General features: G+C 70.4%; 10 protein-coding genes. 5 read left to right on the forward strand and 5 right to left on the reverse strand.

Going from position 1 to position 13,630, the window contains the following annotated elements; all coding sequences use genetic code 11:
* Positions 1–9 precede the first annotated feature (9 nt).
* Entirely contained in the window at positions 10–1,239 is a 1,230-nt protein-coding gene (locus AC1XX3_RS14650; protein ID WP_483321872.1) for an MFS transporter, read from the forward strand.
* Between the two features lie 105 nt (positions 1,240–1,344).
* Complete coding sequence (locus AC1XX3_RS14655) at positions 1,345–2,925, forward strand: stealth family protein (RefSeq protein ID WP_483321873.1); 1,581 nt, start codon at positions 1,345–1,347, stop codon at positions 2,923–2,925.
* A gap of 22 nt (positions 2,926–2,947) precedes the next feature.
* On the opposite strand, the gene AC1XX3_RS14660 is transcribed toward AC1XX3_RS14655, so the two are convergent.
* Positions 2,948–4,342, reverse strand: coding sequence for a sugar nucleotide-binding protein (locus AC1XX3_RS14660; RefSeq protein ID WP_483321874.1), 1,395 nt, complete (start codon positions 4,340–4,342; stop codon positions 2,948–2,950).
* Positions 4,343–4,356: 14 nt separating this feature from the next.
* Positions 4,357–5,355 carry a dTDP-glucose 4,6-dehydratase gene (gene rfbB / locus AC1XX3_RS14665; RefSeq protein ID WP_483321875.1) on the reverse strand — a complete coding sequence of 333 codons (999 nt, stop codon included), beginning with the start codon at positions 5,353–5,355 and terminating at the stop codon, positions 4,357–4,359.
* Positions 5,356–5,509: 154 nt separating this feature from the next.
* On the opposite strand from rfbB, the gene rfbA reads away from it, so the two are divergent.
* Together rfbA and AC1XX3_RS14675 are read left to right on the forward strand one after the other, a co-directional pair.
* Positions 5,510–6,397, forward strand: coding sequence for a glucose-1-phosphate thymidylyltransferase RfbA (gene rfbA / locus AC1XX3_RS14670; RefSeq protein WP_483322114.1), 888 nt, complete (start codon positions 5,510–5,512; stop codon positions 6,395–6,397).
* 44 nt (positions 6,398–6,441) lie between these two features.
* Positions 6,442–8,019, forward strand: coding sequence for a glycosyltransferase family 2 protein (locus tag AC1XX3_RS14675; protein ID WP_483321876.1), 1,578 nt, complete (start codon positions 6,442–6,444; stop codon positions 8,017–8,019).
* A gap of 9 nt (positions 8,020–8,028) precedes the next feature.
* Here AC1XX3_RS14675 and AC1XX3_RS14680 read toward each other — a convergent pair whose 3' ends face one another.
* Positions 8,029–8,799, reverse strand: coding sequence for a class I SAM-dependent methyltransferase (locus tag AC1XX3_RS14680; RefSeq protein WP_483321877.1), 771 nt, complete (start codon positions 8,797–8,799; stop codon positions 8,029–8,031).
* Between the two features lie 120 nt (positions 8,800–8,919).
* Between AC1XX3_RS14680 and AC1XX3_RS14685 the strand changes: the two genes are divergently transcribed.
* Positions 8,920–10,128, forward strand: a complete 1,209-nt coding sequence (locus AC1XX3_RS14685; protein ID WP_483321878.1) for a benzoate/H(+) symporter BenE family transporter — start codon at positions 8,920–8,922, stop codon at positions 10,126–10,128.
* A 10-nt stretch (positions 10,129–10,138) separates the two neighbouring features.
* On the opposite strand, the gene AC1XX3_RS14690 is transcribed toward AC1XX3_RS14685, so the two are convergent.
* The gene (locus AC1XX3_RS14690) at positions 10,139–12,115 is read right to left on the reverse strand and encodes a vWA domain-containing protein (protein WP_483321879.1); all 1,977 of its coding nucleotides are present in this window, start codon (positions 12,113–12,115) and stop codon (positions 10,139–10,141) included.
* Positions 12,115–13,515, reverse strand: coding sequence for a sigma 54-interacting transcriptional regulator (locus tag AC1XX3_RS14695; protein ID WP_483321880.1), 1,401 nt, complete (start codon positions 13,513–13,515; stop codon positions 12,115–12,117). The genes AC1XX3_RS14690 and AC1XX3_RS14695 overlap by 1 nt, the downstream gene beginning before the upstream one ends.
* Between the last annotated feature and the right edge of the window lie 115 nt (positions 13,516–13,630).

The following is a 13,630-nucleotide window of genomic DNA, read 5'->3' on the forward strand; positions in this document are numbered from 1 at the left end:
AGGAAATCCGTGGCTGGCGGCCTTGGCGCCTATCGGCAGGTGCTGGTGGACCGGCAGGCGCGAGCCTTCAGCCTCGCCGGGCTGGTGGCTCGGATGCCGATGTCGATGACCGGCCTCGGGATCGTGCTGCTGGTCTCGATGACCACGGGCTCCTTCGGCCGGGCGGGCATCATCTCCGGCGCCGCCACCATCGCCGGCGCGGTCGCCGCGCCGTTCTGGGGCCGGATGATGGACCGGGTCGGGCAGGCCCGGGTGCTGGTCACGGCCGCGGTTCTGTGCAATCTCAGCCTGGGGCTGCTGGTGGTCGCCGTGGTGGCCGGAATGCCGCTGTGGGTCACGCTGGTTCCCGCGGTGGGAGTCGGGCTCGGGTTCTCCTCGGCCGGGTCCTCGGTCCGCGCTCGCTGGAGCCACCGACTGCGTGGTCGCCCGCAGCTGCAGACCGCGTACGCCCTGGAGGCGGTGTTCGACGAGGTGGTCTTCATCGTCGGACCGGTGCTGGCGACCTTCCTGGCCACCAGCCTCCATCCCGCATTCGGGCTGCTGACCTGCATCGTGCTCGGGCTGGCCGGCGCGTTCGCGTTGGCGTCCCAGCGTTCGACCCAACCGCCGGTCCGTCGACCCGGCGACGACCATCAGCCCAGCACACCGCTGTCGGGGTGGCTGCTGGTGCCGATCGTGGTGGCCTGCGGCTGCCTCGGGGCACTCTTCGGTGGCATGGAGGTGGTCGTGGTGGCCTTCGCCACGGAGGCCGGCATCTTGCCGTACGCCGGCTTCATCGTGATGGCCTGGGCCGCTGGGTCGCTGGTCGCGGGCCTGGTCACCGGGACCATTGCCTGGCGGTCATCCCCGGAGCGCCGCTTCCGGATCGGAGCCGTGCTGCTGGCCCTGTCGATGCTGCCGCTGCCGTTCGCGTCGAGCCCGATGGTGGTGGCCGGCTTGTTGGTCCTCAGCGGGCTGACCATTGCGCCGACCTTGATCGCCTCCGTCGCGGTGACCCAGGAGGCCGTCCCTGCTGACCGGCTGACCGAGGCCCTCGGCTGGACGTCGACCGGCATGTCGGCCGGGGTCGCCGCGGGCGCGGCGGGGCTCGGCCAGCTGATCGACCGTTGGGACGCCACCGCCGGCTTCTCGGGCATCCTCGTCGTCGGGGTGCTGCTGATCGTGGCCGCCCTGTGCGTACGGACCCGGCCCGGTCTCGCCGAGCCCGCGCCAGCCACAACCCGCTCTCTGACCCCCTGACCCGCACTGCCTGGCTCCCCTGACACACCTTTCCCAATTCGGCCTCGCTCCGCCGATCGGCTATTAGGGTGGAGAACCGATCTCCCGGAACGGTTGTCCAGTCTCATGACCAGACCCCCCGTGAAGCTCCGCCCGATGTCGCGCGGTGTCGCGATCTGGTCTGCCCCGGCGCGTCGGGTCCGCGGCGGGATGCGGGAGCTCGCGCTGCGGGTGATGAGCCGTGGTACTCGCCCGCCGGCGCCGCTCGGGCGAACAGACCCAGCCGGCTCGCGCAACCGCAGGAACGGTGGCCATCTCCGGTTCGACCAGCATCGTGACCGCTGGCTGCGCAGCGTCCATCGCGCGTTGACCAGCGCCGGCGTCGACGTCGGCATGCAGCCGCTCCCCTGGGCCGCCCGTCCGGTGCTGCAGGTGGCGCCAGCTCAGCGGGGACCGAGCTGGCAGGCCCTCCGGGCCCTGCGGGCCTTCCATCCCGCCCTGCAGGTCCAGCAGGTCGGGGACGCCACCCTCGGCGCCATCGTGGTCCGGCGAGCGGCAGCAGTCGTGTTCGGCGACGAGTTCGTCGAGGCCGCGTTCGCGCCTGCCGCGTTGTCCGTACCGCTCAACCTCCGCTCGTACCCGGCCCCGGGCGGCGAGCGATGGCTGGTCACGGACCGGGCCCGCAGCAATGACGGAACGCGGGCGCTCGGCATCGACGCCGGCGTGGAGGTCGCCTTCGGGCCGGTGCCACCACCCGCCCCGCTGGTGGAGTTCGACGTCGATGCGGTCTACACCTGGGTCGACGCGGCCGATCCCGCGTGGCGGCGTCGATACGCCCGAACGCCCCACGGCGCCAACCTCACCACCGCCGCCACCGCGGGTGCCCGGTTCCAGCAGTCCGACGAGCTCCGCTACAGCCTGCGCTCGGTCGCCGAGTTCGCACCGTGGGTCCGCCATATCTGGCTGGTCACCGCAGGGCAGCGGCCACCCTGGCTGGCCGAGCATCCGCAGGTCACCGTCGTCGACCACACCGACATCTGGCCCGACCCGAACCAGCTGCCCACCTTCAACTCTCAGGCGATCGAGGCCAACCTGCACCGCATCGCCGGTCTCAGCGAGCACTACCTGTATTTCAACGACGACTTCTTCCTCGGCCGCCCGGTCTCGGCCGAGTCCTTCTTCCTCCCCGACGGGACACCGAAGGCCTTCTTGTCGAACGCCGCCATCGCGCCCGGTGAGCCGGCCCCCGGCGACCTTGCGCCAGACGCCTCCGGGAAGAACAACCGCCGCCTGGTGGCGCGAGTCACCGGACGGGAGCTGTCCTACAAATACCAGCACACTCCACAGGCCCTGCGCCGGTCACTGGTGGCCGAGCTGGAGAGGCACTTCGGCGACGAGTTCGCCCAGACCTCCGGCGCGCGGTTCCGCTCGAGGGCCGACATCACCGTGTCCGGCGGCCTGCATCACACGTACGGCCTCGCCACCGGTCAGGTGGTGCCGGGGACGATCCGCTACCGCTATGTCGACCTCGACTCGCCACACTTCGCCCGGGCACTCGACTCGCTCCTGCGGCTGCGCTATCACGACGTGTTCTGCCTCAACTCCGTCGCCGCGCCCTACGACCTGACAGCGGTCTCCCGGTTCCTGCAGGCCTACTTCCCGGTCCGTGCTCCCTGGGAGCTCGGGCCCGACAACACCGACCAGTAGGGCCCCCGGCGCGGCGACCGGCTCAGGCGTGGCGCAGGGAGGCGACGTAGTCGGTCAGCGCGACGGTTCCATCTGATGGCGTGAAACCCGTGGCCACGATCTTGTCCAGGGCGAGCACGCTGTGCTGCGGCCGCGGCGCCAGCGATTTGCCGGCGCCGTACGCGTCCGTGGTCACGTCGGTGATCGTGGCCGAGGTGTCGAGCTGGCTGAACACGGCCCGTGCGATGCTCGCCCAGGTCTGGGTCTCGCCCGAGCAGGTCACGTTGTAGGTGCCGGGAGCACAGCGGTGCTGGAGCAGATGGACGATGGCGCGCGCCAGGTCATCGGCGAAGGTCAGCCGGCCGAATTGGTCGGCGATCACCTGCGGCGAGACGCCGCGCTCGGCCAGCGAGGCCATCGTGCGGACGAAGTTGCGACCCTGCCCCACCACCCAGCTGGTCCGCAGCGTGTAATGCCGGGGCAGCGTCGCCACCAGCGCGTCCCCCGCCGCCTTCGTCTGGCCGTAGACGCCGAGCGGGGAGAACGGCTCGTCCTCGTCATGCACCTGCTGGCTGCCGTCGAAGACGTAGTCCGACGAGACGTTCACCAGTGTCAGCCGGTGTTCCCGCGCCACCTCCACCAGCCGACCGACGGCACTCACGTTGGTCTGCCAGGCCGCGCGACGGCCTTCCTCGGTCTCGGCGGCGTCGACGGCGGTGTAGGCCGCGGCGTTGATGACGGTGTCGTACTGGCGCCAGGCGATCCGGTCCACGGCGGTGGGATCAGTCAGGTCGAGGGTCTCCCGGGTGGCGGCGACCGCGTCGGGCAGCAGCGCGGTCAGCGCCCGGCCGAGCTGACCGCCCGCACCCAGGATCAGCGTCCTGCGGCGCGGGGTGGGACGTACCTCGGCCAGCCGGGGATGGGTCCGATCGGCGTCCGACATCTCGGCCTGCGCCAGCGGGATCGGCCAGTCGATGGCCAGGGTTTCATCGGCCAGGTTGACGAAGGCGTAGGAGCTCTTCGCCGCCGCACTCCAGTGGTCGTTCACCAGATAGGAGTACGCCGTAGCGTCCTCGACGGTCTGGAACGCGTTGCCGACCCCGTCCGGCACGAACACCGCGCGGTCGGGCCCGATCTCGGTGCTGAAGACCGCGCCGAAGGTGTCGCCGGCGCGCAGGTCGACCCAGGCACCGAAGACCCGGCCGGTGGCCACGGACACCAGCTTGTCCCACGGCTCGGCGTGGAAGCCCCGGGTCACGCCGGCTTTTGCGTTGAAGGAGACGTTGTTCTGGACCGGTTCGAAGTCGGGCAGGCCGAGCGCGACCATCTTCGAGCGCTGCCAGTTCTCCTTGAACCAGCCACGGTTGTCACCGTGCACCGGCAGGTCCAGCACGACAAGACCGGGGATCGGCGTACGACTGAGCGCGAGCGAACTCACCGTCGCGGTTCCCGTCACTGGCCGACCGCGGAATACTTCGCCTCGGTCGCCGCCTTCTGTGGCCGCCACCACGCCTCGTTGGCCGCATACCAGGCGATGGTCTGTTCCAGGCCTGCGGTGAAGTCGCGGTACCGCGGCAGCCAGCCCAGCTCGGTCCGCAGCTTGGTGGAGTCGATCGCGTAGCGCAGGTCGTGACCGGCGCGGTCGTTGACGTGGTCGTAGCCGTCGCTCGGGCGGCCCATGATCGTCAGGATGGTCTCGATCACCTCGCGGTTGTTCTTCTCCCCGTCGGCGCCGATCAGGTAGGTGTCCCCGATGGTGCCGGCCTCGACGATGCGCAGCACAGCCGCGCTGTGGTCGTCGGCATGGATCCAGTCGCGGACATTCGCACCGGCCCCGTAGAGCTTGGGCCGCTCGCCGTCGATCACGTTGGTGATCTGGCGCGGGATGAACTTCTCCACGTGCTGGAAGGGACCGTAGTTGTTGGAGCAGTTGCTGATCGTGGCCTGCACACCGAAGGAGCGGACCCAGGCACGGACGAGCAGATCCGAGCCGGCCTTGGTCGAGGAGTACGGGCTGGACGGGTTGTACGGGGTGTTCTCGGTGAACCGCTCCGGGTCGTCGAGCTCCAGGTCGCCGTACACCTCGTCGGTGGAGATGTGGTGGTAGCGGGTGCCGTGGCGACGGACCGCTTCGAGCAGGGTGTAGGTACCGATGACGTTGGTCTGGAGGAACGGCGAGGGGTCGTTCAGCGAGTTGTCGTTATGGGACTCCGCGGCGAAGTGGACGACCACCCGATGCCCGGCCACCAACTCGTCCATCAACGGTGCGTCACAGATATCACCCTGCACGAACGACACCCGGGCGGGGTCCAGACCCTCCAGCGACTCGCGGCTGCCCGCGTACGTCAGCTTGTCGACCACGGTGATGGTGGCGTCGGTGTGGTGCAACAGGTGGCGGACGAAGTTGGAGCCGATGAAGCCGGCGCCGCCGGTGACCAGGAACTCAGGCATGGCGGTCATCCTAGACCGATGGCGGACGCACGACGCCCGAGCCGCCGTGGCCCGGAAGCGGTTCGAAGGCCACGGTGCGCTGCTGGCGACCGGTAAGATCACGCCGACCGCACCGGCATCGCCGGCACGCGACACGACGACGATGGAGAACACAGTGCGCGGGATCATCCTCGCCGGCGGCTCGGGCACCCGGCTGCACCCGGTGACCATGGGCATCAGCAAGCAGCTGGTGCCGGTCTATGACAAGCCGATGATCTACTACCCGCTGTCCACGTTGATCTTCGCCGGCATCCGCGACGTGTTGATCATCACCACCCCGCACGACGCCGACGGCTTCCAGCGGCTGCTCGGCGACGGGTCGCAGTTCGGGATCGCGATCACCTACGCGACTCAGCCCTCCCCTGACGGACTGGCCCAGGCCTTCGTCATCGGCGCCGACTTCATCGGCGAGGAGAAGGTCGCCCTGGTGCTGGGCGACAACATCTTCTACGGGCCCGGTCTGGGCAACCAGCTCCAACGGTTCCAAGACGTCGACGGCGGCGCCGTCTTCGCCTACTGGGTGGCCGAGCCGAGTGCCTACGGCGTGGTCGAGTTCGACGGCTCGGGTGCGGCCATCTCGCTGGAGGAGAAGCCACTCGCCCCGCGCTCGAACTATGCCGTTCCCGGTCTGTACTTCTATGACAACGACGTGGTCGAGATCGCCCGCGGACTGAAGCCGTCGCCGCGCGGGGAGTACGAGATCACCGACGTCAACCGGGTCTACCTGGACCAGGGCCGGCTGCAGGTCGGCGTGCTGCCCCGTGGCACCGCCTGGCTGGATACCGGCACCTTCGACTCGCTCAACGACGCCAGCAACTTCGTCCGCACCCTGGAGGCACGCCAGGGCCTCAAGGTCGGATCACCGGAGGAGGCGTCGTGGCGGCAGGGCTTCCTCAGCGACGACGAGCTGGCCGCGCGGGCCAAGACCCTGCAGAAGTCCGGCTATGGGGCCTATCTGCTGAGCATTCTGGAGCGCCAGCAACAAACTCCACCCGCGGTCTGACCCACCGCCGCCCCAGCGGGCGGGTGTGATGGCAGAATGCCGCCATGTCCGTCACCGTGAGCGTCCTGGTCCCCACGCGCAACCCCAGCTCGGCGATCTTCGCACTGATCGGTTCACTGGACCGCCAGACGCTGCCGGTCGGCGACTTCGAGACGGTGTACGCCGACTGGGGGTCCACCGACGGCACGCTGCAGCGGCTGCGCCAGCTCGCCGGCCGCCGCCCCAACGTGCAGCTGGTGGGCGGTCCGGGCCACGCGACCGATGCCGACCTGATCCGGCTGGCGCTGCAGCAGGCCGCCGGCGAGTACGTGCTGGTGGCGGACCCGCAACTGACGCTGCTGCCCCAGGCGCTGGCCAGGTTGTGCGCCGCGGCCGCTCGGACCGCAGCGGATGTGGTGGTCGGCCGGACGCTGTCGCCGGCTGGATCAGACCTGGTCCTGGTGCCGACCAACCAGGACCGGATCCCCGCCGACCAGCGGGAGCGAGCCCTCCAGGCCGGCTGTGTCCTGTATCGGCGCAGCGTCCTGCTGGAGCTGGACCAGGTGCCCGGTGAGCGCGGGTTCGGCGCTGCCCTGATGGCACAGACCGACGCCATCGCGGGCCTGGCCGACTATCCCGCGGTGAAGGTCGGTGCCCCGTCGAGTCAGGTCTCCGCTGATGCGGATCTGAGCGCGGAGCGACCCACGCTGAGCTGGCAGGGCGGGCTCCTCCACCTTCGCCAGCCGATCAGCGGCACCGCTCTGGATCTGTCGTCGCTGGTGGTCGTCGTGCGCAACACCGCGACCGATGAGGAGTTCCACCTCGCCCACCGGGTGGAGCCCGCGCCCGGTCACGGTGACAACCCGGGCAGCTCGTCGGTCGTCGAGGCGACGGTCGACCTCGGTTTCGCGGCGTTGGGCGAGCCGATGGCGGACGGGGTCTGGCAGCTGGCGCTGCGCGTGATCGACAAAGACCGGGAGCTGTTGATCGACGTGCCGCGGGCGCCGCTCGCGTCCGCCGTCGTGGACGGCCGCCCGGTCGTCATCGGCGAGGCCGGAGAGCCGCTGATGATCGACGTGGGGGCGACCCGCTACGGGCTCGTTCGCCAAGCCGCTGCAGCCGACGCGCAGGTCGTGGAGTCCGTCCGCGGTGACCTGCTGACCTGGCGGCTCCCCCACCTGCACGCCCACGGTGACGCCGTGATCAACGGGAGGATCGCGCTCGACAGCTTCGCGGTGCCGGCCAAGCTCATCAGTCAGGACAACGCGATCCGACTCGAGGCCTACGTCAGCGGCATCGCGGGCGTCGCCGCCTTGTCGGCCCACTTCGGTGGGCCACGGCCAGTCGGACTGGGCATGAGCTTGGAGATCTCCGGCCTGGGAGCCATGACCGTCATCCCCACCCCGCCCCCGGCGGCCGAGCCGAAGAAGGCTCCGGCGACGGCGGCGAAGAAGGCCCCCGCCAAGAAGGCCCCCGCCAAGAAGGCCCCAGCGAAGAAGGCCCCAGCGGCCGCCAGTGCGGGACCGCAGCCCGCACTGCGCCGGCTGCGCCGCAAGGTGCCGAGCGCTCTCGAGCCGGCAGCCAAGAAGCTGGCCCGGTTCGGCCCCGCCCGGTGGGCGTACCAGACGCTCACCCAGCGGTAGCGAGAACTCTCAGCTGGCCGGCTGCCGCTCGAGCGCGGTGAAGCCGGTACCGAAGGCGGCGGCGACGTGGCTGTGCAACCTCGGCCGCAGTTCTTCGGCGGTGATCGAGTGGTCGAGGGCGCCCAGCAGCTCGAACAGATCATCGTCGAGCATCCGCGCCGCCGGGATGACGCTCAGCCTGTCCATCAGCTCCGCCGGCACCGGCTGCGGGTCGGGACGACGGAACTCCGCCAGGATGCGGTCGTAGTTGTCGGCCAACGTGGTGTTCTCCGGGTCCAGCCCGACGACCAGCAGCAGCCCGGTCGGCTGGGTCCCCACGGGCAGCGCGATCAGGTCCGGCCGGTATCGGGCGAGCACCTCGAGGATGGGATATACGTCTCCGGTCCACGCTCCGGTGTGCCGCTCACGCGCCGCCTCGTCCACCGAGCGCGGCAGGACGTCGTCGAAGACGATCACCCCGCGGGCCGAGCTGTGGCGCTCAGCGTTGATGAAGTCCCGCAGCGAGAACTCGAAGATGTGCAGCCCGTCGATGAACGCCAGCTCGAACGGCCGGCCGTCGACCGGCTCGAGCGGGGTCGGTCGTTGAAAGTACTCGTCGCTCGATGTCCGGAACAGGTTCACCTGCGCATGGAGCTCATGGCGGATGGCGAAGGCCGGGTCGATGGCGACGCTCGGACAACGTGCCAGGGACAGGCTGCGGCCGTCGCGCACACCGATCTCCAGATACGTCTGGGGGGCGACTCGACGGTGCAGCTCAGCGAGGAACGGGATGTAGTACATGGTGCGAACCCTAGCCTCCTGCCACCCGTTCGGCGAGGGGATGCGGGTCGGCGTCACATCGGGCGGGACTCGCGTCCAGATATCGCTGCGTGCCGCTGCGCGGGCCTCTAGGGTTCGGGCGTGACCTCGTCCCCGCCGCCGAACGCGTCCGCGTCCGCATCCGGTGGGACCTCGTCGGCCGTCCTCGCGGGCCTCGTCACCGCGTTGGTCGGGTTCTCCAGCTCGTTCGCCATCGTGCTGGCCGGTCTGACCGGCCAGGGCGCGACTCGCCTGCAGGCGGCGTCCGGACTGCTGGTGTTGTGCCTGGCGATGGCGCTGGGCATCGTCATCCTCACGCTGCGCTATCGGATCCCGATCACCTTGGCCTGGTCCACACCGGGTGCGGCGCTGCTGGCGGGTACCTCGCTCGGCACCCAGAACTGGTCAGCCGCCGTGGGCGTCTTCGTGGTCGTGGCTGCGCTGACGGCGTTGACGGCACTGTGGCCGTGGCTGGCCCGGGCCATCGGCGCCATCCCGGTGTCGATCGCCAACGCCATGCTGGCCGGAGTGCTGATCCCCATCTGTGCCACCGCGTTCACCACCTTGGCGGTGTCTCCCCGTTACGTCGCCCCGGTCCTCGTCGTCTGGCTCGCGGCGTACCTGCTGCTGCGCCGTTGGGCCGTGCCGCTCGCCCTGCTGACTGCGCTGGCGGTGGTCGCGCTGACGGTGACCGACCTGCCCCCGACGCGGGAGCTGCTGCCGGTTCTGATCTGGACCACGCCGACCTTCGACTGGCGGTTCATGGTGGGGCTGGCGCTGCCGCTGTTCTGCGTCAACATGGCCTCGCAGTACGCCCCCGGCGTCGCGGTGATGAAGACCTTCGGCTACGCCGTCCCATGGCGTCCGACGCTGTTGGTGACGGCGGGCGTGTCGGCGGCCGCGGCCCCGTTCGGCGGACATGCGGTGAACCTGGCGGCTATCTCGTCGGCTCTGGCCGCGTCGGAGGAGGCACACCCGGACCCGTCACGGCGCTGGGTGGCAGCGTTCACTGCGGCCTGGTGCCACCTCGCGTTGGGACTGCTGTCAGGAGTTGCCGCGTTCGTGCTCAGCAGTGCCCCACCCGGGCTGATCATCACCGTCGCCGCCCTCGCTCTGCTCGGCACCTTGGGCTCAGCCCTGCACCAGGCGATGGACCTCGCCGACGACCGTGAAGCCGCGGTGATCACCGTCGTCACCACCGCCTCCGGGATCACGCTGCTGGGGATCGGGTCGGCGTTCTGGGGCCTCGCCTTCGGTCTGCTGGTCCGGTGGCTGATGGGCGCGGCCCGCCGGCGCAGCGCCGCGCGGTGACGGAACGGGTTCAGCGACGACCGCGCCGCGCCCGCAGGTAGTCCGAGACGACGTACTCGCCCAGGCGGGAGATGTCGGGAGTGAAGACGCGACCGCCGGCCCGCTTGGCCAGGGCCTCGACGAACCGAGCCAGTCCGGGGTCCTCGCCCAGCATGAAGGTGTTCAGCGTGGCGCCATAGCGGGCCAGCTCATCCACCTCGTCGATCGTGGCCCGCAACGTGGCGCTGGTGGTGGGCCACTGGAACCACGCCTGCCCGTCCCCGCTCAGATGGGCGGTGGGCTCCCCGTCGGTCACCACCAGCACCACCGGCTCGGCGTCGGGATGGCGCCGCAGGTGGCGCTGGGCCAACATCAACGCATGCTGCAGGTTGGTCCCTTGGACCCACTCCGGCTCAGCCTCGGCCAGTTGCACCGGGGACAGCACCCGCGCGGTCTTGTTGAAACCGATCACCTGCAAGGCGTCCTGGCGGAACCGGGTCTCGATCAGGTGGGACAGTGCGAGCGCGGTCTGCTTCATCGGGCCCCAGCGCCCGTCCTGCACCATTGAGAAGGAGAGGTCGACACACAGCGCCACGGCGGCGCTGGTGCGTCGTTCCGTCTCGGTCACCTCGAAGTCCTCCACGTCGAGGGCGACCCCACTCCGCGGCAGCCCGGTTCGCCGTAGCGCATTGGCCACCGTCCGGGGCGCGTCGATCGGCAGCTCGTCACCGAACACCCACGCCCGGGTCAGTCCGGTGGGTTCGTCGGCCGCGCCGGTCCGGTGATCTGAATGCTCACCCGTGCCCGTCGCCGCCAGCTGGTCGAAGACCCGCTTCAGCGCCGTCTGCCCGAGCCGGCGCACCGCCCGCGGCGTGAGCCGCAGGCCGTCGTCGCCCCGGATGAGGTAGCCCTGCTGCTCAAGCTCGCGTTCCAGCTGCCGAATGGCCTCGAGGTCGCGGACCGCCCCGGCGCCCAACCGGCGCTCCAGCATCTCCACATCCACGTCGTCCAGGGTCGCGCCCGGGTGCCCCTGGGACAGCTGGGCCTCCAGCGCCGCCAGGTCGGCCAGCTCGGCCACCGCCTCGACGGCGTCGCTATAGCCCAGTGATTCCCCGCCGGGGCGCATCCCGACACCGGACTCGCGGTCCAAGCCTGGCCGCAGGGTTCGCAGGTTGTCGGCCAGCTGCGCCATCTCGGAGGCGAGGTCGACGTCGGACATGGCCGAGCTCATCAGCTGGGCCATCTGCTCACGCTGTTCGGGGCTGAGCGAGTTCATCATCCGCTGCGCGGCGGCCTGCCGGCGGGCCAGCGCCTCGATCAGCTCCTCGACGTCGCCCGGCCGTTCGGGGAAGAGCTCCCCGTGCTTGTCCATGAAGTCGGCGAACTGGTCGGCGGTGTCCTCGGAGCGGGCGTGGGCGGCCAGCAGAGCGTTGAGGTCGGACAGCATGTCCTTGACTCGCCGCATCGCCTCAGGGTCGGGCGACTCGAGCGCCGACTTCAGGCCGGCGAACTGGGCGTCGAGCACTTCCCGCCGCAGCATGTCCTGGATCGAGTCGTAGGTGGCCCGCGCCTCGTCACTGGCCCAGTCATAGTCGGCCAGCGCCCGCACCGCCCCGGCCACGTCGTCGGGCAGCGTGTCCAGGTCCATCTCGGCCAGTCGTGCATCGATGCCGTCGGAGTGGGACAGCGTGTCGCGCTCCTGGGCGAGGGCTTGGTCGAGCGCTGACCGGACCTGGTCCAGGGTCCCACCGAGGTCGCCGCGGCGTCGCGCCTGAGCGCGCAGCTTGCGGATCCGCTCAGCCAGCTTGTCCAGCCCGCCGCGTCCGTCCATCCCCTGCTGCATCAGCTCCCGCAGAGCGTCCCGGACGCTGCCGGCGGCCAGCACGTCGCGACCGATCTGATCCACTGCCGCGCGGACGTCGTACGGCGGGGCGAGTGGGTCGGGACCGCCTCGGTACGGGCCGTATCGGAACCGGCCGTGGGTGCTGTCCTGGCCACCGGCCGGCATCAGACCGCCCCGTAGAGGGTGCGTCCGTCGACGGTCTCCTTCTCGATCCGGCGGGTCAGGTGCAGGCCCTCGAGGGTGAACTCCACGGCCGCAGCGACCTCACCGGTCGAGGCGGAATCGCCGTAGCCGAGCCGGTCCAGCACCTTGGACAGGCCCGGAACTGTGCCCAGCTGGCGGAGCAGCTCCTCGGCGGCCACCAGCTCACCGGTCTCCACCACGGCGCCGGTGGCGAAGACCTCGGTGAACCCCGACAGGTCCAGCCCGCCGAGCCGGTCCCGAAACGTCGCCGCGACCGCGACCTTGAGCAGGTGGTCGAGCAGCTGGGTCTCGCGACCCTCCTCGCCCATCTCGAACTCGATCTTGCCGACCAGCGTGGGCAGCACCACCGGCAGGTCACAGATCCGGGCCGTCGGCTCCTGCTCACCCGCGCGGGCCCACCGCCGCAGCGCCGACGCCGACACCGCCTCGGTGGCCGCGATCGTGAACCGGGCGGAGACGCCGGAGCGCTGGTCGACCGAAGGAGAGTCGCGCAGTCCGCGGGTGAAGCGCGCCAGCACCTCGAGCAGGTGGTCACCGACCGGGGCCACGACGGCGGCCTCCTGCCGCAGCAGCGACACCTCGTCGGACAGCTCACTGAGGTAGTGGGTGCGGATCTCGGCACCGAACCGGTCCTTCAGCGGGGTGATGATGCGGCCGCGGTTGGTGTAGTCCTCCGGGTTGGCGGTCGCCACCACGAACACGTCGAGCGGCAGCCGCAGGGAATAGCCGCGGACCTGGATATCGCGTTCCTCGAGAACGTTGAACAGCCCGACCTGGATCCGCTCGGCCAGGTCCGGCAGCTCGTTGAGCCCGAACACACCGCGGTTGGAGCGCGGCACCAGCCCGTAGTGGACCGTCTCGGGATCCCCGAGGGTGCGTCCCTGCGCCACCTTGACCGGGTCCACGTCGCCGATCAGGTCGCCGACCGAGGTGTCGGGGGTGGCCAGCTTCTCGGTGTAGCGGTCGTCGCGGTGCCGCCAGACCACCGCCAGGTCGTCGCCCTGTTCGGCGGCCAGCGCGCGGCAGCGTACGCACACCGGGGCGAGTGGGTCGTCGTGGATCTCACAACCCGCCACCTCCGGACTCCACGGGTCCAGCAGCTGCACCAGCGTCCGCATCAGCCGGGTCTTGCCCTGGCCGCGCTCGCCCAGCAGCACCAGGTCGTGGCCGGCCAGCAACGCGGACTCCAGCTCCGGCAGCACCGAGCCACCGAATCCCACGATGCCGGGAAACGCCTCCACGCCGGTCCGGAGCCGGTCGACCAGATTGGCGCGGAGCTCTTCCTTCACGGTCCGGCTCCGATAGCCATCGGCCTTCAGCTGACCGACCGAGGCCGCCTGGGGGTGTTCCATCGCGCTCATGGATTCGACACTACGACCGAATCCGGACCGACATGCAACGATCGTGTTACGCGTCGCCAGGGTGGACGGCCGCGCCCGACGACCCGCCGCGGCGGGCGGCTCCGGCGCCGATCGC

Source organism: Microlunatus sp. M237 (assembly GCF_056896895.1).

Bases quoted from the DNA above. Each gene is read 5' to 3' on its own strand.
- AC1XX3_RS14675 (WP_483321876.1), top strand. From the start codon at position 6,442: ATGTCCGTCACCGTGAGCGTCCTGGTCCCCACGCGCAACCCCAGCTCG.
- rfbB (WP_483321875.1), bottom strand. From the start codon at position 5,355: ATGCCTGAGTTCCTGGTCACCGGCGGCGCCGGCTTCATCGGCTCCAAC.
- AC1XX3_RS14695 (WP_483321880.1), bottom strand. From the start codon at position 13,515: ATGAGCGCGATGGAACACCCCCAGGCGGCCTCGGTCGGTCAGCTGAAG.
- AC1XX3_RS14680 (WP_483321877.1), bottom strand. From the start codon at position 8,799: ATGTACTACATCCCGTTCCTCGCTGAGCTGCACCGTCGAGTCGCCCCC.
- AC1XX3_RS14655 (WP_483321873.1), top strand. From the start codon at position 1,345: ATGACCAGACCCCCCGTGAAGCTCCGCCCGATGTCGCGCGGTGTCGCG.
- AC1XX3_RS14690 (WP_483321879.1), bottom strand. From the start codon at position 12,115: ATGCCGGCCGGTGGCCAGGACAGCACCCACGGCCGGTTCCGATACGGC.